The organism is Phaeobacter italicus (assembly GCF_019801785.1).
Lineage (GTDB): Bacteria > Pseudomonadota > Alphaproteobacteria > Rhodobacterales > Rhodobacteraceae > Phaeobacter > Phaeobacter italicus.
This window is the reverse complement of sequence record NZ_JAHVIJ010000002.1, coordinates 230,153-253,601: the sequence shown is the minus strand read 5'-3', so window position 1 is coordinate 253,601 and position 23,449 is coordinate 230,153. Positions and strand designations below refer to the sequence as shown.

The 23,449-nt window shown below is 59.3% G+C and carries 19 protein-coding genes; 12 read left to right on the top strand and 7 right to left on the bottom strand.

The genetic code is table 11. The features are described from left to right. Positions 1-15: 15 nt before the first annotated feature. Positions 16-1,086, bottom strand: a complete 1,071-nt coding sequence (locus tag KUV39_RS05615; RefSeq protein ID WP_222459190.1) for an NAD(P)H-dependent flavin oxidoreductase — start codon at positions 1,084-1,086, stop codon at positions 16-18. A gap of 87 nt (positions 1,087-1,173) precedes the next feature. Continuing rightward, positions 1,174-1,602 carry an FKBP-type peptidyl-prolyl cis-trans isomerase gene (locus tag KUV39_RS05610; RefSeq protein ID WP_008560837.1) on the bottom strand — a complete coding sequence of 143 codons (429 nt, stop codon included), beginning with the start codon at positions 1,600-1,602 and terminating at the stop codon, positions 1,174-1,176. Between the two features lie 175 nt (positions 1,603-1,777). Between KUV39_RS05610 and KUV39_RS05605 the strand changes: the two genes are divergently transcribed. From KUV39_RS05605 to KUV39_RS05570, 8 genes are all read left to right on the top strand, one after another. Further along, positions 1,778-2,464: a haloacid dehalogenase type II gene (locus tag KUV39_RS05605; protein ID WP_222459189.1), complete on the top strand. Its 687-nt coding sequence runs from the start codon at positions 1,778-1,780 to the stop codon at positions 2,462-2,464. Positions 2,465-2,473: 9 nt separating this feature from the next. Further along, complete coding sequence (locus KUV39_RS05600) at positions 2,474-3,343, top strand: alpha/beta fold hydrolase (RefSeq protein ID WP_222459188.1); 870 nt, start codon at positions 2,474-2,476, stop codon at positions 3,341-3,343. After that, the gene (locus KUV39_RS05595; RefSeq protein WP_222459187.1) at positions 3,340-4,314 is read left to right on the top strand and encodes a threonine ammonia-lyase; all 975 of its coding nucleotides are present in this window, start codon (positions 3,340-3,342) and stop codon (positions 4,312-4,314) included. The genes KUV39_RS05600 and KUV39_RS05595 overlap by 4 nt, the downstream gene beginning before the upstream one ends. 99 nt (positions 4,315-4,413) lie before the next feature. After that, on the top strand, positions 4,414-5,205 hold the full coding sequence (gene pcaD / locus KUV39_RS05590; protein ID WP_222459186.1) for a 3-oxoadipate enol-lactonase: 792 nt from the start codon (positions 4,414-4,416) through the stop codon (positions 5,203-5,205). Next, the gene (locus tag KUV39_RS05585) at positions 5,198-5,917 is read left to right on the top strand and encodes an alpha/beta fold hydrolase (RefSeq protein WP_222459185.1); all 720 of its coding nucleotides are present in this window, start codon (positions 5,198-5,200) and stop codon (positions 5,915-5,917) included. The genes pcaD and KUV39_RS05585 overlap by 8 nt, the downstream gene beginning before the upstream one ends. Continuing rightward, positions 5,917-7,245 (top strand): class-II fumarase/aspartase family protein, encoded by a 1,329-nt coding sequence (locus KUV39_RS05580; RefSeq protein WP_222459184.1) that lies wholly within the window; start codon positions 5,917-5,919, stop codon positions 7,243-7,245. The genes KUV39_RS05585 and KUV39_RS05580 overlap by 1 nt, the downstream gene beginning before the upstream one ends. Before the next feature lie 128 nt (positions 7,246-7,373). Continuing rightward, positions 7,374-8,468, top strand: coding sequence for a Zn-dependent alcohol dehydrogenase (locus tag KUV39_RS05575; RefSeq protein WP_008563251.1), 1,095 nt, complete (start codon positions 7,374-7,376; stop codon positions 8,466-8,468). Between the two features lie 31 nt (positions 8,469-8,499). Then, a complete protein-coding gene (locus KUV39_RS05570) occupies positions 8,500-9,732 on the top strand; it encodes a mandelate racemase/muconate lactonizing enzyme family protein (RefSeq protein WP_222459183.1) in 1,233 nt (410 codons plus the stop codon). Between the two features lie 31 nt (positions 9,733-9,763). On the opposite strand, the gene KUV39_RS05565 is transcribed toward KUV39_RS05570, so the two are convergent. Next, the gene (locus KUV39_RS05565) at positions 9,764-12,745 is read right to left on the bottom strand and encodes an ABC transporter transmembrane domain-containing protein (protein ID WP_046210653.1); all 2,982 of its coding nucleotides are present in this window, start codon (positions 12,743-12,745) and stop codon (positions 9,764-9,766) included. A gap of 237 nt (positions 12,746-12,982) precedes the next feature. Between KUV39_RS05565 and KUV39_RS05560 the strand changes: the two genes are divergently transcribed. Beyond that, positions 12,983-13,375, top strand: coding sequence for a DUF3307 domain-containing protein (locus KUV39_RS05560; RefSeq protein ID WP_037302558.1), 393 nt, complete (start codon positions 12,983-12,985; stop codon positions 13,373-13,375). A 15-nt stretch (positions 13,376-13,390) separates the two neighbouring features. On the opposite strand, the gene KUV39_RS05555 is transcribed toward KUV39_RS05560, so the two are convergent. After that, complete coding sequence (locus KUV39_RS05555; protein ID WP_008559043.1) at positions 13,391-13,855, bottom strand: Lrp/AsnC family transcriptional regulator; 465 nt, start codon at positions 13,853-13,855, stop codon at positions 13,391-13,393. Positions 13,856-14,008: 153 nt separating this feature from the next. Between KUV39_RS05555 and KUV39_RS05550 the strand changes: the two genes are divergently transcribed. Further along, positions 14,009-17,431: an indolepyruvate ferredoxin oxidoreductase family protein gene (locus KUV39_RS05550; RefSeq protein WP_222459182.1), complete on the top strand. Its 3,423-nt coding sequence runs from the start codon at positions 14,009-14,011 to the stop codon at positions 17,429-17,431. A gap of 14 nt (positions 17,432-17,445) precedes the next feature. On the opposite strand, the gene KUV39_RS05545 is transcribed toward KUV39_RS05550, so the two are convergent. The 3 genes from KUV39_RS05545 to KUV39_RS05535 all read right to left on the bottom strand — a co-directional run bounded on the left by KUV39_RS05545 (position 17,446) and on the right by KUV39_RS05535 (position 19,462). After that, entirely contained in the window at positions 17,446-18,111 is a 666-nt protein-coding gene (locus tag KUV39_RS05545; protein WP_222459181.1) for a TetR/AcrR family transcriptional regulator, read from the bottom strand. A 105-nt stretch (positions 18,112-18,216) separates the two neighbouring features. Next, positions 18,217-18,846, bottom strand: a complete 630-nt coding sequence (locus KUV39_RS05540; protein ID WP_222459180.1) for a glutathione S-transferase family protein — start codon at positions 18,844-18,846, stop codon at positions 18,217-18,219. Positions 18,847-18,952: 106 nt separating this feature from the next. Next, positions 18,953-19,462 carry a class I SAM-dependent methyltransferase gene (locus KUV39_RS05535; protein WP_037302560.1) on the bottom strand — a complete coding sequence of 170 codons (510 nt, stop codon included), beginning with the start codon at positions 19,460-19,462 and terminating at the stop codon, positions 18,953-18,955. 266 nt (positions 19,463-19,728) lie between these two features. Here KUV39_RS05535 and KUV39_RS05530 point away from each other — a divergent pair, with 266 nt between their 5' ends. After that, a complete protein-coding gene (locus KUV39_RS05530) occupies positions 19,729-21,504 on the top strand; it encodes an ABC transporter ATP-binding protein (protein ID WP_222459179.1) in 1,776 nt (591 codons plus the stop codon). Then, positions 21,497-23,437 carry an ABC transporter substrate-binding protein gene (locus KUV39_RS05525; RefSeq protein ID WP_222459178.1) on the top strand — a complete coding sequence of 647 codons (1,941 nt, stop codon included), beginning with the start codon at positions 21,497-21,499 and terminating at the stop codon, positions 23,435-23,437. Before KUV39_RS05530 ends, KUV39_RS05525 begins: the two co-directional genes overlap by 8 nt. Positions 23,438-23,449 lie beyond the last annotated feature (12 nt).

The following is a 23,449-nucleotide window of genomic DNA, read 5'->3' as shown; positions in this document are numbered from 1 at the left end:
GCCGCTTGCGACAGACTAGGCGGCGGCCTCTGCCAACTCCCGGCTCAGCAGCTGCATCAACTCTCCAGCCGACATGGCACGTGCCCGCGTTGCCCCCTGCCCGGCCCATTGCGCTCCGAATCCGGTCTCTCCTGCCGCTTTGGCAGCCTCGTTCAACGCCTTGCCCGCATCATAAGCGATTGGATAGTCCGGCACAGCCAAGGGCGGCTGTTCCTGCCCCCACGCAGTGAAGGAATTTGCAAGGCAACGCGCAGGTCGGCCAGATATGACGGCGGTCATTTCAGTTGCACCGCCACCGTTGAGCAGAGCCGCGCGATAACTAGCGTCTGCACTGCTTTCCGGACAGGCGATGAATGCCGTGCCAAGCTGGGCTGCAGCAGCGCCCGCGCCCAATGCCTCGGCAATATCGGCACCGGTCATGATGCCACCTGCGGCGATCACCGGCACATCCAGTTCATCAACAATCTGTCGGACCAAATCGAGGGTCGACAGTCGCTCGTCCAGCACATCAGGATCAAACACGCCGCGATGACCCCCAGCCTGCCAGCCCTGGGCCACGATGCCATCAATGCCGCTTTCTGCGACCCTCTGCGCCTCAGGCAATGAGGTTGCTGTGGCCAACAGAACGATCCCCAGCGACTTCATCCGCTCAATCACCCCCTGATCCGGCAGGCCAAAATGAAAACTCACAACGTCGGGCCGCTGCGCACACAGCATATCCTGCATGGCGCCATCAGCCGCAAAACTCGTGTAGATCTCGCGAAGATCGCGGGGCGGTTCAGCGCCGAAGCGGGCAAACAATGGCGCCATCCGAGCAAGCCATTCCGCCTCCCTTTCAGGAGAGGGTACTGCGGGGCGATGGCAAAACACGTTGACATTGAAAGGCCCGTCTGTTGCCGCGCGGGTCTTTGCGATCATGGCCTGAGCCACCTCCACATTGGCTGCGCCAATTCCGATGGCGCCCAACCCACCTGCGTTGGTCACGGCAGCCGCCATCTGCGGGGTGCTGACACCTGCCATCGGCGCCTGAAAAATGGGAGTTTGCAGTCCCAGCCGGTCGATCAATTGCGCTGAACGGTCTGACATGGCGGGGGCTCTCCTGCTGCTATCCGATACAGCGCAGAAGACTTGGTTTGGTGAGGCGACGCAAGCCCGCGCCGCCTCAAGCCGGGATCAGTTGACCGAGACCAGCTCGATGTCAAAGATCAGTTCCTTGCCTGCCAGCGGGTGGTTGGCGTCAAGGGTAACGGTTGCCTCGGTCACTTCGACGACAGTCACGGGAAGAACTTCACCGGTCGGCGCCTGCATCTGAAGCTGGGTCCCGATTTCCAGCGGGATTTCTGCAGGAATACCCTCACGCGGGATGGTCTGGCGTGCTTCGTCGTGGCTTGGGCCATAGGCCTGCTCTGCCGGGATATTCAATGTCTTCTTTTCGCCGACGGTCATACCCATCAGGCCTGCGTCCATACCTTCAATGACCTGGCCTGAACCGACGGTGAATTCCAGCGGCTCCCGCCCCTCGGAGCTGTCAAAGACGCTTCCGTCTGTCAGCTTGCCAGTGTAGTGGATGCGCACGGTATCGCCGCTTTTTACCTCGGTCATGGGATCTCCAATTGGGTTCGAGTGTACAAAGTCGCGCACCCTAACGGACATGGCGCTGATGTAAACCCGATGGCTCTAATCCTGCGTGATTGGGCATTTCGCAGTAATGTGGGTGGTATTCACGCCTGTTTTGCGCCTACGCTACCCCAACCAGAGCCAAGCGGAGCGCAGACAGATGGCAATCACCACCTGTATTTTCGATGCCTATGGAACCCTGTTCGACGTGGCAGCCGCGGCCAGGCAGGCCGCACAGGAGCCGGAGTTCCCGCATCTGATCGACAACTGGGCTACCCTGGCAAATCACTGGCGGCTCAAACAGTTGCAATACACCTGGCTGCGCGCCATCACCGGGGCACATACCGATTTCTGGCAGGTCACGCAGGACGGGCTGGATTGGGCGATGGAGGCCACTGGGCTCAGCGGTGATCCGCAGCTTCGCCAACGGCTATTGGATCTTTACTGGCAATTGCAGGCCTATGAGGAAGTTCCCAACATGCTGCGCAGGCTGAAAGAGGCAGGCATGAACACGGCCATTCTGTCGAACGGATCGCCTGATATGCTCAGCGGGGCGGTTCAGTCAGCGGGGCTGTCGGGCGATTTGGACGATGTGCTGTCGGTCGAAAGCGTTGGCGTCTTCAAGCCCGATTCGCGCGTGTATGATCTCGTGGGCGCGCGATTTGCGTGCCAGCCGCAGGAGGTGCTATTTGTGTCCTCAAACGGCTGGGATGCCGCCGGGGCCAGCGGATATGGATTTGAAACGGCTTGGGTCAATCGGGCTTCCGAACCGGTGGACCGCCTTCCATGGACGCCGCAGCATATTCTGAGCGACCTCACATCCATCCCTGATCTCATCAATAGCTGAGGCGCCAATATGTCCGAAGCGACATGGCCGAACCCGGCCTATTTCACCACGTCCGACGGATTGCGCCTTGCCTATGTCGACTGCATGCCGACAGAGCCGGATGGATCCGTCCCCCTGATTTGTCTCGCCGGGCTGACCCGTGACGGGCAGGATTTCCGATATCTTCTACCTCACATGACCGGACGGCGGCTGATCCTGCTGGACGCACGCGGGCGCGGGAGCTCCGATCACGCGGACGATTTCACGACTTACGCTGTGCCAGTCGAAGCACGGGACGTGATAGAGATGCTGGATCATCTCGACATCGCCCGCGCGGCTGTTCTGGGCACCTCGCGCGGCGGTATGGTCGCGATGGTTCTTGCCGCAACCGTAAAGGAACGGCTGGCCGCGGTTGTTCTCAATGATGTTGGGCCTGAAATTCCGGCAGGGGGCGTTGATCGCATCATGGCCTATGTTGGCCGCCGCCCTGCTGCCAAGACCCACCGCGAGGCGGCTAAGGCGCTTTCAGCCCATTTGGGTTCGGACTTTCCCGATGTTCCCCTTCAGCGCTGGCTTGAAGAGGCTCAGACCTATTACGAGCAGACCGACGACGGCCTTGCCTTGCGCTATGACAAACGCATTCGCGACGCTTTGCTGGCGCAGGCAGAGGCCGGCCCGTTCCCGGATCTTTGGCCTTTGTTCATGGCACTGCAGGGCCTGCCCTGTGGCGTTATCAGAGGAGAGAATTCCGATATCTTGAGCCGGGACACCTTCTCTGAGATGCAAAGACGCCTGCCAGAACTGGAGGCTGTCGAAGTTGCCAACCGCGGCCATGTTCCCTTTCTTGACGAACCTGCCGCCCTTGCCCTGATAAAAAACGTATTGGACCAAATTGAATGAGCACTTTCGCCGCCATTTCCAAAGCCGCTGACCGCCTGGCCGGTCACGCCCGCTGTACGCCGCTTTTGTCATCACCATTTCTCGACGACATCGCTGGCCGCCAAGTCTTGGTCAAAGCGGAATGCCTACAGCACACCGGCTCATTCAAGTTCCGCGGCGGATGGGCCGCGCTGTCCGCCCTCACACCAGAACAACGCAGCAAGGGGGTTTTGGCTTACTCCAGCGGCAATCACGCGCAGGGAGTCGCGGCCGCAGCAGCAGCACATGATGCGCCTGCCGTGATTGTCATGCCCCAGGACGCGCCTGCGATCAAAATTGCCAACACCCGCGCCCTTGGTGCCGAAGTGGTGCTGTATGATCGCGCCACCGAGGATCGGGACCAGATCGGCGCGGATCTGGCGCAGGCCCGTGGGTTGACCCTTGTGAAACCCTATGATGACGAACAGGTCATTGCCGGTCAGGGCACTGTGGGGCTTGAAATCGCAGATCAAGCCAAGGCACTGGGCATCACAGAGGCTGATGTGCTCGTCTGTTGTGGTGGCGGAGGTCTGACCGCAGGTGTCTCCATCGCATTGAAGGAACGCGCCCCAGATATGGCCGTTCACCCATGCGAGCCGGAAGGGTTTGATGACGTCACCCGCTCTCTCGCAACGGGAGAGATCTGCCGAAACGCGACAACGTCCGGGTCCATTTGCGATGCGATCCTGACCCCGTCACCAGGTGACTTGACCTTTCCCATTCTGAAACAGACCTGCGCAAGCGGGATCGTCGTGACCGAAGACGAGGCGCTGCATGCGATGGCTCTTGCCTTTACCCGTTTGAAGATCGTGCTGGAGCCGGGAGGCGCGGTGGCCCTTGCGGCTGCGCTGTTCCATCCAGACGCGCTGAGCATGCCGGTGGCAATTGCCGTTGCGACCGGCGGCAATGTCGATCCTGTCATCTTTGCCGAAGCGCTTGGAAAATACGGCTGATACAGGCTTTTGGGACTGCGGTTTGCATCAGGGTCGCGCTGCTTTACCTTGTGATGGGGGCGCGATAATGCTGCCACCAAGCAAGACCGGGAGACCTTTATGCAGATTGCGGACCTGGGCGATGTCCAGCTGAACTATCGTGAAGACGGCAGCCCATCAGGTCGGCCGATCGTTTTTGCAAACTCTCTGGGAACAGATCTGCACCTGTGGGATGAGGTTGTCGACCGCCTCCCCAAAGATCTGCGCATTATTCGATACGATCTGCGCGGGCACGGCCGCTCTTCCGTGCCCCCTGCCCCGTATTCCATGGGCGCGCTGGTCCGTGATGCTGAGCGTCTTCTGGACCAGCTGGAAGTGCGCGACTGCATCTTTGTCGGTCTTTCCATCGGCGGGATGATCGCACAGGGGTTGGCCGTCAAGCGGCTTGACCTGATGCGCGGGCTGGTTTTGTCGAATACAGCTGCGAAAATCGGAACCGCTGCCAACTGGCAAGCGCGAACAGACTCTGTTCGCTCTTCTGGGCTCGACAGTATTGCCGACGCAGTGATGGAGCGTTGGTTCGCCCCCGCCTTTCAGAAATCGGGCCAGGTTCCGAAATGGCGCGATACTCTGCTGCGCCAGTCAAGCGAAGGCTACGTGGGATGCTGTGCGGCGATTGCCGGGACGGACTTCTACACGCCAACCAGCGGATTGCGCCTTCCGACGCTTGGAATAGCGGGATCGGATGATGGCGCCACACCCGCGGATCTGGTTCGCGAAACCGTTGATCTGATCCCAGGGTCGAAATTCGAACTGATCCGACGCGCAGGCCATCTGCCCTGCGTCGAACAACCCGACATTTTCAGCGATCATCTGATCACATTCCTGCGCGAGGTAGGGCACATTGACTGATCTGCTCTTGGTGCATGGATCCTGCCATGGGGCATGGTGCTGGCGGTATCTGATCCCGGCCCTGACAGAACGGGGCATCACCGCCCGAACGCTTGACCTGCCCGGTCATGGCGCAGATCAGACAGAGACAACGGATTTGGCCGCGATTTCGCTGGAGGACACGGCCAAGGCCATTCGCGCCCACACATCGGCCGAGACAATCGTTTTGGGCCATTCATGGGGGGGATACCCCATCACTGCGGCTGCAGATCTGGGCGAGCGGCTTCGTGGATTGATCTATCTCTGCGCCTATGTTCCGAAGCCGGGCCTGTCCATGATCGACATGCGCAAGGCCAGCCCACGGCAGACTTTGACGGGCAAGACCCGGAAATCGCCTGACGGAGCCAGCTATCGCTTTGCGTCTGAGTTTGCTGCCGATCTGCTTTATCACGACTGCTCTGCCGAGGTCGTCGACTATGCGTTGCCGCGCCTGTGCGCCCAGTCGATCATGCCCCAAGACACCCCGTATCATCCCGGCACCACGTGGAAAGAAACCCCAAAGGCGTATATCCGCTGCACGCAGGATCGGGTGATCCCACCAGAGTACCAAGCCCAAATGGTAGCAGACTGGCATCCTGAAACAGTACACGCGCTTGCCCGTTCGCATTCTCCCTTTTTCTCAGCGCCGCAAGAGCTTGCCGGCCTGATTGCCACAATCACGAAAGATATGTAATGGCCGCCTCCCTCTTTGACAGCCAACTTTATGCCAACCTGTTCAAGACAGGAGATGTCTCTCGCCTGTTCTCTGACAGCGCCGAAATCCGGGCTATGCTGCTGGTCGAGGGAGCGTTGGCCAAGGCCCAGGGCGCGATGGGGCTCATTCCCGAGGACAGCGCTGCCGCAATCGGGCGTGCCGTGATGGAGGTCGCGCTTGACCCAGGTGCATTGACCCGTGAAACCGGCAGGAACGGTGTCCCGGTTCCAGCGCTGGTGGCGGCGCTGCGCGAGGAAATGAATGCGCCGGAACATGCGCAATACGTCCATTGGGGCGCCACTTCGCAGGATATCATGGACACGGGCCTGATGTTGCGTCTGCGCCAGGCACTGGCTGCAGTTGAGACGGACCTGAAGGCGATCCTCGCACAACTGGGTCCGATGGCGGAAACATACGCCATGCAGCCGATTGCAGGCCGGACCTACGGGCAGATCGCAACGCCCACCAGTTACGGCGCAGTTGTGGCCGGATGGGGCACGCCGCTCTTGTCGCTGCTCGAGGAACTGGCAACGTTGCGACGCTCTTGCCTGCTGGTGTCCCTGTCAGGCGCCGCAGGAACCGCCAGCGCCCTTGGTCATGAAGCAGCAGACCTGCGCAAGCGCCTGGCTGAGGGTCTCGCGCTCACCGATCCCAAACGCAGCTGGCACAGCGACCGCACACCGGTTTTACGCATCGCGGATTGGTTTGCGCGTGTGTCGGTTTGCCTTGGCAAACTCGGAAACGACGTGATCGGGCTGAGCCAGAGCAGCGTTGGAGAAATCAACCTGTCCTCTGGCGGTGCGTCCTCGACCATGCCGCAAAAGCAAAACCCGGTCTCTGCCTCTGCCCTGGTGGCACTGGCTCATCAAGCGAGCGCACAGCTTTCTGCCTTGCATACCTCGGCCAGCCCTCAGCACCAGCGCGACGGTGCAAGCTGGTTTGGCGAGTGGCTCAGCCTGCCGCAGATCGTGTTCTGCGCCGCGAGTGCCGCCCAAACGGCAAAAGGTCTGACAGGTGAGATTTCCCCAAACACCGGACAGATGGACGCCGTTTTCGAGGGCACTGGCGCAACGATTTTTGCCGAGGCGCTGACCTTTGAACTGGCCCGTGTGATGCGCAGACCAGAGGCACAGGCCGCTGTGAAAACCCTGTGCCAGACTGCACTTTCCACGGGTCGCCCCTTGCAGGATCTGGCAACGGAAGCCTACCCGGACCTTGATCTTGACCCCGTCTTTTCTGCGCAAAATCAGCTTGGACAGGCGCCGCAGGAGGCGCGCAACTTTGCCGAGGCCTGCAAGGTGCTCTAAACGGGCCATCTCTCCCCCGACATGTGCCTGGAACGCCACGGCAGCGGACACGACGCAACGTTGCCTGTTTCAGACTTGCGAGCTGTCCCGCTGCGGTCCACCGTGGCCTCAAACAGGGAGAAGAGCACATGCCGACGATCAAAGCCGCAGTCTGTCACGAATTTGGCGCGCCTCTTGTGATTGAAGAGGTGCAGCTGGCAGCCCCCAAAAGCGGCGAAGTCGAGGTCACGCTTGATGCAGTCGCAATCTGTCACAGCGACATTTCCTTCGCCGATGGGGCCTGGGGCGGGTTCCTTCCCGCGGTTTATGGCCACGAGGCCGCCGGAACCGTCAGCGCAGTAGGTGAAGGCGTCACAGGCTTTGGCGAAGGTGACAGTGTTGTGGTGACGCTCATCCGGTCCTGCGGGATATGCCCCAGCTGCGCAGGCGGTGCGCCGACGCTGTGCGAAACGCCTTACGACGACAAGAACGGCCCGCTCAGCACGGTGGATGGCAAGCCGCTGTCGCAAGCGATGGCCTGTGGCGCCTTTGCCGAAAAGGTCGTGGTTGACCACCGCCAAATCGTCAAGATCCCGTCCGACATGGCCAAGGACGTTGCCGCGCTCGTGTCATGCGGGGTCATCACCGGTGTTGGAGCAGCGGTCAATGCAGCGCAGTTGCGGCCAGGTCAGGACGTTGTGGTAATCGGCGCAGGCGGTGTTGGTCTGAATGCAATCCAGGGTGCGCGCATCGCAGGCGCCAGACGGATCATTGCGGTCGACATGAGCGAAGAGAAACTCGAGATCGCCAAGGAATTCGGCGCAACCGACGGCGTGCTTGCCTCGCTCAAATCGCCGTGGAAAGCCAGTTACAAGGCGCTTGGCGGCAAGGGGGCTGAAGTGGTGCTCGTCACCGTCGGGGCTATTCCTGCCTACGAACAGGCGGCCCGTTACATGGGTCGCGGTGGCCGGATGATCATGATCGGCATGCCTCACTCGGGTGAGACCGCGACCTATGAGCCCGTCATCATGGCCGCCATCGGACAAGGCATGATCGGCTCAAAGATGGGCGATGTGGTCATTCAGCGGGACATCCCGTGGATGATCGACCTCTACCAGCAGGGGCGGCTGAAACTGGACGAGCTGATTTCCGGGCGCTGGTCTCTGGAACAGATCAACGAAGCGATCGCCGATACCAAGACAGGCGCGGCCCGCCGCAACGTCATCTTGTTCGATCGCGCGTAAGAATAGCCCCTAATCCCAAGGTTAGACCCTGATGAAACTCCAAGACCTCGACGTGATCATCACCGCCCCACCTGCTCCCGGTTGGGGAGGGCGCTATTGGATTTTGGTCAAATTGACCACGGACACAGGCATCACCGGATGGGGCGAATGCTATGCCGCGACGATTGGTCCAGAGGCCATGCGCCATGTGATCGAAGACGTTTTCGATCGCCATATGCAGGGACAATCCCCAGAAAACATCGAGTGGATGTTCCGTAGGGTCTATTCATCCGGCTTCACACAACGGCCTGATCTTACCGTGATGGGCGCGTTTAGCGGGCTTGAAATCGCGTGTTGGGATATCCTTGGCAAAGACCGTGATCGCCCGGTCCATGCGCTGATGGGCGGGCGAATGAATGATCGCCTGCGCGCATACACGTACCTCTACCCCCAGGACGGCCATGATATCGATGCCTTCTGGAACGACCCGGATCTGGCTGCTGAATCCGCAGCCGCGATGGTCGCCAAGGGCTATACGGCAGTGAAATTTGATCCGGCTGGTCCCTACACGATGCGCGGAGGCCATATGCCTGCCCAAAGCGACATCGCCCAATCCGTTGCCTTTTGCCGTGCCATTCGCGATGCCGTTGGCGAGCGGGCCGATCTGCTGTTTGGCACGCATGGCCAGTTCACCCCGGCTGGCGCAATCCGGCTTGGTCAGGCGCTGGAGCCATATCAGCCGCTGTGGTTCGAAGAGCCCACGCCTCCGGACATGATCGAGGATATGGCCCGCGTTGCAGCCCAGGTGCGTATCCCCGTAGCCACAGGCGAGCGGCTGACCACCAAGGCAGAATTCGCTGCCGTCCTGCGTGCGGGCGCAGCCGAAATTTTGCAACCTGCTCTGGGTCGGGCCGGCGGCCTATGGGAGACCAAGAAGATTGCCGCCATCGCCGAAGTCTTTGGTGCGCAGATGGCGCCACATCTTTATGCAGGTCCGGTCGAATGGGCAGCCAACATTCAACTCGCAGCCTCAATCCCCAATCTGTTGATGATCGAAACCATCGAAACCCCTTTCCATTCTGACCTGATCAAAAACACAATCACGGTAGAAGACGGGTTTGTGATCCCGTCAGATGCCCCCGGATTGGGGATCGACGTGGACGAAGACCTCGCGCGTGCGCACCCGTTCACGGGCGATGACCTGCACCTGAACATGCAGGATGCCCCCTGCAACTATGCCGAGGGAAACACCTTCGTCGGCGGCGCCCCTCCGCCCAAGGATTGAGGCGCAGCCCCCGTCTCTCGGGGCTTGTTGATCAATTGGAGACGTAGCCTGCAACCACCTGCAAAAGTTTGAAGGCGGTTGCGGCGTCGTTTTCCACCACTGCGAGGAACTCTTCCTCGCCGATGCGAAGACAGGTCAGATCCGTCTCTGCCAGCATGCTCAATGCGCGCGGCTCTTTTCGGATCAACCCCAGTTCGCCAACAAGCCGCCCAGGGCCGACCTTTGCAACCAGCCGGTCAGCCCCTTCCTGCGGCAGATACAGACCTGCTTCGCCCTCCAGCACCATATAGGCGCCATCACTCGCCTCATCATCCTTGAGAAACACACTGTCACCAGCTTTGGCGGTGTACCAGCGCGCCCCAAATGCGAGAAGGCGCATCTGGCGGCGGTTCAGGCCAGAAAACAGCTCTGTCTGTTCGAGCGCGCGCAGTTTGCGGGCAAGATCCGCGCTGCCCGCCCCATCCGTAGTGGCCTCCGCAGCAGGCAGTTCGCTGACCAACCGCCCCTGACGCAGTTCGTAATAGCTGTCAAAGACTTCGGGGCTTTCAAAACCGCTTCCAAGATAGATCAACGTGGTTTCAGGTAGCAATTTGCGGAGGTTCTTATGGATCGCAATGCGGGTGTCGAGATCATAGCTCGCCATTGCGCTGTCCAGGATCAGGATGTCAGGGCGCTTGATTGAAGCGCGGGAAAATGCAAGCGGCTCGGCAAAGCTCGCAGCCAGCCCCTGCCCACCCAACGCAATCGGCAGGTCAAAGATCAGCTCTACCACCAGATCGCGCACACCGCTGTCGGCCAGCACTTCCGACACCTTTTTCTGAACTTCCTCAGCCCGTGCGCCCGCAGTGTCGGACACTTTACCAAACAGCGCGTTTTCAAGCACATTCAGGCCCGGCGCGAAACTGGCAGGGTCAAGAGGTTCGAAAATGTCGCCGATGGTATCCATCAGCTGTTTCGAGTGGCTCTTGCGGAATGCGAGAATGCGATCCGCTATCTCGTCACCAAACGCAGCCCCGATCTGTTCGGCGGAAATACTGAAAGGAACGATCAACAACCGCGCCAGTTCCTCGTGGCTCAGTGCGCCGACACCTGCATCGCGGCTCTTGGCGACAAGGGACAACGCCCCCTCATACGCAGATGCCTCAAGCCCCAGTTTGCGAAACAGCGGATGATCCGTGCCATCGATACCGAAGATCTGCCGCAGCATTTCAACGACATCGCGGCTGAGGGCGACAAGGTCGCTATCCAGCTTCAACTCGCGCAGCTGATCGAGGAAGTCATCCTGTTCCCGCAGGACGTCTTCGGTAATCCGAACAGGCGATGTTGCGTAAAGGAGGTTCTCTGCCACCGGCAGTGCGGGGTTATAGGTTTCGCGGTCGAGAAAATGGACATAGGCCGAAAGCCCTGCATCATCGATCGCTCTCTGGACGGTCGGGCGCAGCTCTACCAGCCGCTCTGCCAGCTTCTTGTGGGTCTTCGGATCAAAGCGTTGCTCGACCCCACGCCGGAAAAGAGCCGTATCAGAGCCGATACCCGCGACCAATTTCAGCCACCAATCGCGCAGCTCACTCTCACTTGAGAAGCCGGCCAAAGCGGGATCCAGCCAGGAGGCGTCCAGCGGATCCGGGCTGTTGCCTGCTCGCTGCGCAACATCATATCGCCGTACATCCCGCGCCCCGCTCAGCGGACGTTGCCGGATCGGCATCATTACGTTGTCTCCAAACGACCCCTGAAACAGGACCGGACGGGAGTTGGCGTGGCCGATGCGTGCCGCAATGACGGCCTGATGGATCTCACGCATGTCCTGGCCGCCAATACTGACCTCACCCGCCGAAGGCAGCAGTTCGCGTGTCAGCACTCCCGCCAGCGCCCTGCGATCTTCTTCCGACGGGGCTGCAACGCCTATAACACGACCAGACGGAAAACTCGCGTTCAGATCTTCAAGCACAAGATTGCCGTCAGCGTCGCGGACGTTGACCCCTTTGATGACAATGTCACCGTGCAGGCGTGTGAGCTTATCAGGGGAGCCCGTCATCAGGTCTTCATTCACCATACCGGCCGGGTCGAACCGCTCAAGTATGACTTCCCAGCGCAGGGCCATGTCCTGCGTCTGGTTGTAATAGGCAAGGAGCTCTTTCCAAGGTGAGGCCAGATCCTTGTAGGCCGCCAACGCGGCCACCAGCGCCCCCAATGAAACTTTGCCTTCAAGCACGAGATACCCACCAACTGCGTAAAACAGGAACGGCGTCAGCTGGGTGATGAAGTTATTGAGAAACTTCATGAAGAATTTCTTCTGATAGATCTCGAACCGGATGTCGTAGAGATTGCCGAGCCGATCCGTGATCACCGCCATGCGGTAGCGCCACCCGCCATTAAGCCTCAGCGTGGCGGCCCCAGCAGCACTTTCTCCGATTTCGGACGCAAGCGCCCTGACCTGCTTGATCCGCTTCTTGTTCAGCAGGTTGATCTGCCGTTGAAGCATCGGGATCAGCCATCCCTGCAACGGAATAAGTGCAACCGCTGCAAGTCCGAACCAGACATTCTGCATGAACAGAAAGTAGAGGATGGTCAGCATCTGTCCCGCCTGCAAGACAGGTTGGCTCACCGCATCCCCCATCAAACCACCCATCGGTTCGCTTTCCGAAGTGATCATCGAGACCAGTTCGCCCTGACTTACCCGTTCAAAATAGGGTTGCGGAAAGCGCAGGACCCGCGAGATCAACCGATAGCGAAAGCGGCGTAGCATACGTTCCGCCAGCACGCCCTTCATGGTGTTGATCCGCATCTTCAACAGCCCGTGCGCCAAAACTGCCAGCAGGAAGGCACCACACAAGAGCCACAGATAATGCAGTTGCTCCAGCTCATAGCCAAAGACATCAATCAGGCCACTCTGGGCACCGATCGCGTCATTGATAATCCGCTTTGGCAATTCAAGGGTCAGGTAGAGCAGCGGAAACAGGCAGGCTGTCACAACCAGCAGAACGAGTTGATCGCGCTTGGAGTATTTCCAGATAAACTGAAAGAGTGTGCGTTCTATGGGACCGCTCCGAAGTGGCTGGCGAAACCTATCCCTTCATGGGTAGCCGGATCGCTGTGGACAGGCAATGGTCTGACCGCGACAGCGCCTGTTTCAGATTGCTGCACGATAGCCTGACGGGGCGTCGTTGGTCCAAGACACGAGACGGTGTTTGCCAGTGCTGAAAAAATCCGTAAGGTTTCAGAGTGCGCGAAAGCAAATGAGGCCGGACCCTTGCCAGAACACGTCGGTTCCCTTTTGGGACTAATCTGCTTGTTCCAGATCAAGCACATGTTTGCCGACTTCTATCTGCAAACTCCCAAGATGCTGTCCGGGCGGGGCGAGTATTTCCACGCCGGACGTGCACAGCATGCTGGCGTCCATGCTTTGGGATCAATCCTTGCCTTTGTCATCATGGGGGCGCCGGTTGGGTTCATCCTGATTGTCTGCGCCCTTGAGTGGATCGCGCACTTCAACATCGACTACGGCAAGGCTTGCTATTCTGAAAAGAAATGCCTCTCGCCCAACATGGCCACCTTCTGGCGCGCGATGGGAACAGATCAGGCCCTGCATCAACTGACATATCTCGCGATGGCCGCCGCCTGGGTGTATTTCGTCGCGGCCTAGCCCTGGCCAGCCCGGTCAGGGGCGCACAGGCTTGTCCCGCTTGATCGTGCGCAACACGACATTGGTTTGCGCACTTGCCACCGCAGGCAAGCGAAACAGAAAAGACTCCAGAAAACGGTTGTACGCGTCCAGGTCCGGCGCCAACACACGCAGGTGATAGTCAGCCTGCCCTGTTGTTGCATAACATTCCTGGACCAGATCGTTTGTCTCAACCGCGCGAATGAAATCCGTGAGCTTGTCAGGATCGTGCCGTGTGAGGTGCACATGAACGATGGCATGGAACCCCAACCCCATCGCAGCGGGATTCACAACCGCGCCATATCGTTCGATGACGCCTGCCTCTTCCAGTGCCCGAACACGCCGCCAAAACGCCGACGCCGACATCCCCACGGCCTCTGCCAGCTCCGCGTTAGACGTCCGTGCGTCCTGTTGCAGCAGGGTGAGGATCCTGCGGTCACGATCATCCAAAACAACGGCCATGTGAAAACCTTATCCGAATTCGGCATGCACATCGGAAATTTTATCCGATTTCACGCAAACTGAAACACGATCTGGTGAAATTTTCCACCGAATTCGGGATAGCCTTGCGCAAATTGACCACCACACTCACCTTTGGCGCAAGGGATCTTCGCGATGACCCAGCTCAACCATGACTTCTGCAGCTATCAGCTGGAAGACCGATACAATCTGACCAGTGGCCGGGTTTTCCTGACCGGCACCCAGGCGTTGGCCCGGATCATGTTGGATCAGGCGCGCCGCGACCGTGAGGCCGGTCTGAACACTGCTGGCTTTGTCTCCGGCTACCGTGGATCGCCGCTAGGCGGTGTTGATCTCGAATTCTGGCGCTCAAAAAAGCGGATGGAAGAAAACAAGATCACCTTCATGCCTGCCGTGAATGAAGATCTTGGCGCAACCGCCGTCCTGGGCGCACAACAGGCCATTCTTGATCCGCACTGCGAGGTCGAAGGGGTCTTTTCCATGTGGTACGGCAAAGGACCCGGTGTCGACAGATCCGGCGATGCGCTGAAGCATGGCAACGCCTATGGATCGTCTGAAAAAGGCGGCGTTCTGGTCGTTGCCGGAGACGACCATGGCTGCGTCAGCTCCTCCATGCCGCACCAATCTGATGTGGCTTTCATGTCGTGGTTCATGCCGGTTCTCAATCCGGCGGATGTGGCGGAATTCCTGACTTTCGGTGAATACGGATTTGCTCTGTCGCGCTATTCCGGCACTTGGGTGGGTTTCAAGGCGGTGTCCGAAACAGTCGAGAGTGCGCGCTCTGTCGACCTGCAAGCAGATCGCGCATTCACCTATCCGGAGCTGCCAGATTATCCCGGCGGGCTGCATATTCGCCGGTCCGATCTGCCATCCCCCGAAATTGAGACCCGGATCCATGCCAAACTGCGGGCGGTACGCGCCTTTGCAGAGGCAAATCCGATTGACCGTCGGGTCTATGATATCCCTGATGCACCCTTTGGCTTTGTTACGACAGGCAAGGGGCATCTCGATCTGATGGAGGCCCTGCGACTGCTTGGGCTGGATGAAACGGCCTGCAAACGCCTTGGTATCGACATCTACAAGGTAGGAATGGTCTGGCCGCTCGCTCGCACCGAAGCGCTGCGGTTCGTGAAGGGTAAACAGGAGGTGCTGGTCGTTGAAGAAAAGCGAGGCATCATTGAGAGCCAGTTCAAGGAATATTTCTATGACTGGCCCGGCGACAAACCCCAACGCATGGTTGGCAAACACGACAGCCAGGGCAACCCGCTGATCCCCTGGACCGGGGAGCTGTCACCATTGACCCTTGTTCCGATTGTCGCCGAACGCCTGAACCGCTTCTTTCCGGAAGAAAAGCTGCTGGAAAAGGCACGCGCCCTGACCGAGCGGCCCCCTAAATTGCTGAATATTCCGGGCGCGACCCGTACCCCCTATTTCTGCTCGGGATGCCCGCACAACACCTCGACGAAGCTGCCCGAAGGAAGCAAAGCCAATTCCGGAATTGGCTGCCATGTCATGGCAAGCTGGATGGACCGGGACACGGCAGGCTATGCGCAGATGGGCGGCGAAGGCGTGCCGTGGACGGTTGCTTCGCAATACAACGGGGGCAAGCATGTGTTCCAGAACCTTGGTGAAGGCACCTGGTATCACTCTGGTTCTCTCGCCATCCGCCAAGCCGTCGCCGCAGGCACCAACATAACCTACAAAATCCTTTACAACGACGCTGTTGCAATGACGGGTGGGCAACCTGTGGATGGCCCGGTCAGCGTCTCTGGCATCGCGCAAACCTGCCGCGCCGAGGGCGTTGAGCGCATCGCGTTGGTATCTGACGATATCGCCAAATTCTCGCCTGCCGACTTTCCGGCGAATACCAGCTTTCATGATCGCAGTGAGATGGATGTCCTGCAGCGGGAACTGCGTGACATTCCCGGCGTCACCGTCCTGATCTATGAACAGACCTGCGCCACAGAGAAACGTCGCCGCCGCAAGCGGGGCAAGATGGAGGATCCGAAGAAGTTCGCCTTTATCAATGATCTCGTCTGCGAGGGTTGCGGCGATTGTTCTGTCGAATCCAACTGCCTGAGCGTGGAGCCCAAGGAAACGCCATTTGGGCGTAAGCGCAAAATCAACCTGTCGAGCTGCAACAAGGATTTCTCCTGCCTGAACGGGTTTTGCCCCAGCTTCGTAACCGTTGAGGGCGCTGAGCGGCGAAAGAAACAAATCGCAGATCTCGACGCCAACGCGCTGATCGCCGGGCTGCCGACGCCTCAGCTGCCACGCCTGGATACTCCGTTTGACCTTCTGGTTACCGGCGTTGGCGGAACGGGCGTTGTTACGGTTGGCGCCCTGATCACAATGGCTGCGCATTTGGAGGGCAAGGGAGCAAGTGTTCTGGACTTCACCGGATTTGCGCAAAAGTTCGGCACCGTCTTGGGATATATTCGCCTATCCAACTCTCCCGATACCCTGAATCAGGTGCGCATCGACCAAAGCGCCGCGGACGCAGTGATCGGCTGCGACGTGGTCGTCAGCTCAGCTCCAAAGGCATCGGCTCACTATCGGCCCGGCACAAAGATGGTCTTGAACCATGCCGAGATGCCAACTGGTGATCTGGTCTTGCGTCGGGATGCCGACCTCATGGCATCACTGCGAGAAAGCGAAATTGCCAACGTCATCGGGGCAGAAAACCTGTCGGGGTTTGACGCAAATGAGGCTGCAGAAACGCTGCTCGGCGACGCAGTATTGGCCAACGTGATGATGCTGGGATTTGCCTGGCAGAAGGGACTGGTCCCCGTAAGCGCAGGAGCTTTGGACCAGGCAATCGTTCTGAACGGTGTTGCGATTGAAAAGAACCGTCTGGCCCTCGCCATCGGGCGGGCTCTTGCGGCTGACCCGTCACGCCTTGCCCAGCATTACGCCGAAGAGCCCGCGACAGAAGAATCCTTGAAGGATCTGATCGATCGTCGGGCGACGTTCCTCACCGGATATCAGGATGTGGACTACGCCAGGTCCTACACTGCTGCATTGGACGCCCTCTACACTGCGCTGCCAGAACAGAAGGCAGAGGAGCTGACCACTGCGGCCGCCCGTGCGCTGTTCAAACTGATGGCCTACAAGGACGAGTTCGAAGTCGCCCGCCTGCTGAGCACGGATAGCTTTGCTCACCAGCTCAGCACCGAGTTTGAGGGTGATTTCAAGGTCAAGTACCACCTCGCTCCACCGCTGCTCAGCCGGAAGACAGACGCGCGTGGTCGGCCCAGAAAGATGCAGTTTGGGCAATGGTTGCGCCCGGCACTAAAGGTTCTGTCCAAAGGTCGTCGCCTGCGCAACAGCCGTTTCAATCCCTTTGCCTACCACGAAGAGGCCCGGCTGCATCGCGACCTTCTGCAATGGTACCGGGAGGTCTTGATTGCTGCGGCCAAGCGCTACGATGCCGACAAACACGAAAGCTGGCTGGCGGTGCTCTCCGCCCCTATGGACATTCGAGGCTATGGGCCCGTGCGTATGGAAGCCGCAGAAAAGACCCGCGCCGAGGTCGACGCGCTGCTGGCCGGGCTCTGAGCCCGGTCACCCGCTCAGGCGCGCCAGTATTGTTTGGCGTAGACCGCAAATTCGGCCAGCTCATCCGGGTTAGCCGGTTTGCCGGTGAAAACTTCCAGATAGGATCCGGTCATCGACACCCGCTGTTCATAGGGCTCGTTCAGACCTGCCATATCATAGCCGAGCTGCATGTAATATAGAACCCTGGCACGGGTGCGTGCCTCCAAATCGGGATAGTCAAAACGCCGGAACATATCGGCGAGAGCCTGCACACGGCGGGCGTCTGAGGCATCCAGGAGATTACGCACCGGCCCCGATCTGCGCGACCAGTCGCGGATGGCAAAATCCAGCGCTGTGTTGAACAGTTCAGGGTTCGTGGTACAGCGAAAGACATTGAGGACTGCCGCCGTGATTGTCTCTGCCGGGGTTTCCGCCTGCGTGATCAATCCGGCCGTATTTGTCTGGTCCCAGCTTGTCAGCAAAGCATCAAGCAGCTCTTGGCGGGACTTGAAATACCAATAAAAGGACGAGCGAGACACTCCCATCCGCTCAGCCAAGGTCAGAACCTTTACCTGCTCCACACCGTCGGTGACTAGCACGTCCATCGCAACGTTCAGCCAATCCGTGCGCGTCACCTTGATGTTGCCAATCAGCGGTTCAGCATCTGGATTGTCACGGTGCAAGATCGGTTTTTCGGCCATTTGATGCCTCGTTGTTGTCGAACCAGGCGCACAGGAGGCAGCCCTGCAGTGGTGTTACCACGCAAGAAAGCCCGCTGCAGCGTAAAATTCAGGCAAGGCCAGGGTCTAGAGTGCCGCGCTTGGCCGTTGCGAGATGGTATCGAACCAACGCTGGGTCGCGCTATGCTCTACAGGGATCCGCATCTTGATCACCCTCGCGAAATCCACAAAGACGAAAGCCGAAATATCAGCAAGGCTGAAGAAATTGCCTGCAAGATAGGGGCTATCGCTCAGCCGGGCATCCAGTAGATCAAAGAACCGCGCAACCCGGCGAAAACCACGCTCTGCCAATTCCGGCACTTGGGCATGGTTGTCCGGCCCTGGAATAGCCCGGTTTTCAAATGCGGGATGGCTGTTGCGCAGCGCTTCTGCGATTGGGTGGCCGCCCTGTGCTTCGACGATGACATTCCACATCAGCACCTCCGCTTCCTCACGCGCGGAACTGCCCATCAAAGGCGGGTCTGGATGGAGAAGCTCAAGATATCGCGCAATCGCCAGGTTTTCCGTCAGCGTCGCACCATCGTCCGTCGTCAGAACCGGGATGGTGCCATGTGGATTGATCACAAGGAAATCGGCTGACAATTGTTGTCGCTCCGCGATGGAAATTTCGCGGCTTTCGATCTCTAGCCCCTTTTCGGCAATAAACATCCGGGCGCGTCTGGGGTTTGGGGCTGTGCTGCAATCATAGAAAATCACTGGGATCCTCCCTAGGCTGCGTGCTGCTATGCACAAGATCAGCCTAGGTGCCCGACACTGGCTGGGCCAGTCAATTCAGCGAAAGCTTACCCTACGTCGCCCGAAGTCATTCAATACGAAGATATGTAAAGCAGCGACCCTCAACTGCCCCTTCCGGCAGCGGCTGCTCGACGAGATTTGTAAAATACATCCGATCAGACGACACCATAAGACCACCGGGGGCCAGCAGCGGTTCGATCAGGGGGGACACCATGCGCGCAAAGGCATCGTTCTTCTCACGGCTGTGGCCGCCGAGATCCGCATGGATCAGACTTGCGCCGGTTGGAAAACGATCAAGTGCCGCGGGCAGAGTTTCACGGACATCCCCAAGAATGGTCAGCTCTTCGGCTGGGGTGCTGTCGGGGTGCGACGCAACCGCCCGTTCAAAAACATAGATGTCACGGTCCCGGATCCGCTCGCGCATGTGGTGGAACGTACGGCCATTGCCCAGCCCGAGTTCGAAAACCGGTTCGGTCCGTCCCTTTGTGCGCGCAATCGCATCATCCAGACAGGCCCGTTGTGACACCATGCGATCAATGAATAGATCCAGGCGGGTGATGGATGGCTGCTCGCTCATGTAGGCTCTCCTGATCCGTGCGGTCTGCTCGGGTGTCTTTGCGACAGAAGTGACAGAGATCGTCGCGAATGTGTAGCACATTGACGTTAAATTCAGACAGCACCCTCCATCATGCCAGTGCTCGCGCGGGCTCAATTTTTCGACATCCACGTTGATCGGATCGAAATCGGATTTGACTATTGACCTACTGGCGCGCGACAGTGGGCGAAAAACAGGGATATGGAACCGCTATGGAAGCGCCTCAAGGGCCGGGCGGCGCAGTTTAGATGACGCCACTGCTGTCTGTCGAAAACCTCAGCATCGGGTTCGGCCACGAAGAGCCGGTCGTGCAGGACGTGAATTTTTCGGTTTCTCCGGGAGAGACCATCGCCCTAGTTGGCGAAAGCGGCTCTGGGAAAACCATCAGCTGTCGCGCCGTGTTGCGCATCCTGCCAAAGGCCGCTCAGATCCGAAGCGGCAAGATGATCTGGCGCGGAAGCGGAGGAGCGGCTCGCGACCTGCGCAGCCTACCCGAACGCCAGATGCGGGATCTGCGCGGCAATGAAATCGCCATGATCTTCCAGGAACCCATGCGCTCTCTGTCGCCACTGCATCGGATCGGCAACCAGGTGGGTGAGGTTCTGTGGCTTCACGGTGGCAAAAGCGAAAGCGCCGCCCGCAAGGAAGTGCTGGAATGCTTCGAGCGCGTAGGATTTCCCGACCCTGAGCGCACCTATAAATCCTATCCTTTTGAACTGTCGGGCGGGATGCGTCAGCGCGCGATGATCGCGATGGCCATGGTGGCCAAACCTGATCTCCTGATCGCGGACGAGCCGACAACCGCGCTGGATGTGACCACGCAGGCCCAAGTGCTCGGCCTGATGAAAGAGCTGCAGCAAGAGACCGGGATGGCGATGATCCTGGTGACCCATGACCTTGGGGTCGTGGCAAATATGGCAGAACAAGTGGTCGTCATGCACAAGGGGCGCGTCATGGAGTCCGGGAGCGCTGCCGACGTGCTCGGAGCTCCGGCGCACCCCTACACCCAGGCCCTGTTCAATGCCGCGCCCCAGATCCCCGCGACCCCGACACCAGCGCCCCCTCTCCCCAGGGAGGATTTGATCCTGCAGATGAAAGATGTGTCCAAGACCTACACGCTGCGGGCCGGAAAAGCATGGGCGAAGCCAACCATCGTCAACGCCTGTATGGGGCTCAATCTGTCTCTAACACGCGGGAAAACCCTGGCGATCGTGGGCGAAAGCGGATCAGGCAAGACAACGGCAGCCCGCATCGCACTGGGGGCAGAGCTGCCCGATCCGGGCGGAGAGGTTCTGTTTCGGCCAACCGCGACGGCAGAGCCAGTCGCCGTCCATGCAATGGATCGCGCAACACGCACCGCGTTCCAGCGGGATGCACAGATGGTGTTTCAGGATCCCTACTCGTCCCTGTCCCCGCGGATGCGCGTGCAAGACGCGATGGTGGAGCCGCTTGAGATCCACAATCTCGGAGATCGCAGCAGCCGCAGAGACCGTGCTGCTGAAATGCTCCGCCTGGTCGGCCTGAAGCCAGAGATGCTTCTGCGCTATCCGCATGCCTTTTCCGGCGGGCAGCGTCAACGCCTGTCGATTGCTCGCGCGCTCATGCTCGATCCGTCCCTCATCGTCTGCGACGAGCCAACCTCAGCGCTTGACGTTTCGGTGCAGGAACAAATCCTGCAGCTGCTCGAAGACATTCGCGACCGACAGAATCTGTCCTATCTTTTCATCAGTCATGACCTCGCCGTTGTTGCGCGGATCGCAGATGAAGTGGCGGTGATGCGCCGTGGCATGGTGGTTGAACAGGCCCCGCCGGAGACGCTGTTCTATAATCCTCAGCATCCCTATACAAAGGCACTGATTGCCGCCCAGCCAGAGCCAAGCATCGATCGCCCCATCAATCTCAAGCTGGTTGCCCAGGGCGCCGGATCGCCCGACAGCTGGCCTGATCGTTTCAAATTCTCCGGCATCTCGGCCCCGCCGCTGGTGCAAGTGGAGCCCGGACATAAGGTACGTTGCCATGTTTGACTTGCGCTCGTCGTTTTCATCCCTCGCCCGCGCTGCCGCATTGGCGCCCGCTTTCGTGTCCGCACTGGCATTGTCCGTTGCCGCCGCACCCGATGTGCAGGAAAGCAATTTTTGGTCTGCTGAGGTAAAAGCAGGCGACCTGCCACCAGCAGCCGAACGGATCCCTGAAACCCCGCTGATCGTTGACCTTGAAGCAAAGGGGCGCACACCCGGAGTGCAGGGCGGCACGCTGAACACTATGGTGACCCGTTCCAAGGACATCCGGCAAATGGTGGTCTACGGTTACGCGCGTTTGGCGGGCTATGACGAGAACTACCAACTCCAGCCCGATATTCTTTTGGGGTATGAGGTCGAAGACAACCGCCGCTTTACGCTGAAGCTGCGACCGGGTCACCGCTGGTCAAACGGGGACCCCTTCACATCCGCCGACTTCGAGTACTGGTGGAAGGATGTCGCCAACAATCCTCTGTTGAACCCAACAGGCGCGCCAGATTACCTGCGCGTTGACGGAGAGCTGCCAACCGTCAGCTTTCCCGATGAAACGACAGTCATTTATGAGTGGCAGAGCCCCAATCCCAGCTTTCTTCATTCGCTGGCGCAGGCCGCTCCTCCCTTTATCTACCGCCCGTCTGCCTACCTGAAGCAGTTCCATGCCGACTACGCAGACCCTGAGAAGCTGGCAGAAGAAGTCGACTATGCCCGCGTCAAGAGCTGGGCCGCGCTGCACAACAAGCTCGACAACATGTACAAGTTCGACAATCACGAACTGCCGACTTTGCAGCCCTGGCTAAATGCCACATCCGGCAAGAAAATCCGCCATCAGTTCGTCCGCAACCCGTTCTATCACCGCATCGACAGCAATGGCGTTCAGCTGCCCTATATCGACACGGTCGAAATGGAGATCGTGGCAGGCGGGTTGGTTGCAGCCAAGACCAACGCCGGGGAATCCGAACTGCAGGCCCGCGGCCTTGGGTTTCGCGATATTCCCATCCTGCGCAAAGGTGAAAGCGATGGTGCGGACTACAAGACCTACCTCTGGGGCAATGGCACCGCATCGCAGATTGCAATTTATCCCAACCTCAATGTGAACGATGACCAATGGCGCGCAGTCCTGCGCGACAAGCGGGTGCGCCAGGCCCTTTCGGTTGCGATCAATCGCGCAGGCATCAACAAGGCGCTCTACTTCAAGCTCGCCAAACCCGGTGGGATGACCGTTCTGGAAGCCAGCCCCTTTTTTGATGCCGAGCTGCGGGAAAAGAACGCGCAATATGATCCGGAGCTTGCCAACAAGTTGTTGGACGAGGCAGGCCTTGATCAGCGGGACGGATACGGCATTCGAAAATTGCCAGACGGTCGCCCGATGGAGTTGGTGGTTGAAACCGCTGGTGAGCGCCAGGAGGTGGAGAACGCACTGCAGATCATCTCTGATGACTGGCGCGACGTCGGGGTCAAGCTGGTGATGCGACCGCTGGACCGCGACATTCTGCGAAATCGGGTTTTCTCGGGCACGACGATGGCATCGGTCTGGTATGGCTGGGACAATGGGCTGCCGCAGATCTACACGTCTCCGGCCTATCTCGCCCCGACTGACCAGGTGTTCCTGTCCTGGCCCAAGTGGGGCCAATATCACCAGACTGGCGGCGATGTTGGGGAAGCCCCCGACATGGAGGCCGCCAAGAGATTGATGGATCTTTGGCACGCCTGGGAAGCTGCACAAACCGACGAAGAGCGCACCGCTGCATGGACCGAAATGCTGCAAATCCACGCCGAGGAAGTTTTTGCCATCGGTATCGTCGCAGGCGCGCCGCAGCCCGTTGTCGTCAGCAACCGCCTGCGCAATGTCCCGGAAAAAGGCATCTGGGCCTGGGATCCCGGCGCACATTTCGGCATTTATCGGCCGGATGAGTTTTACTTTGTCGATGGCAAAGGCTGAGGGGGCGCCACC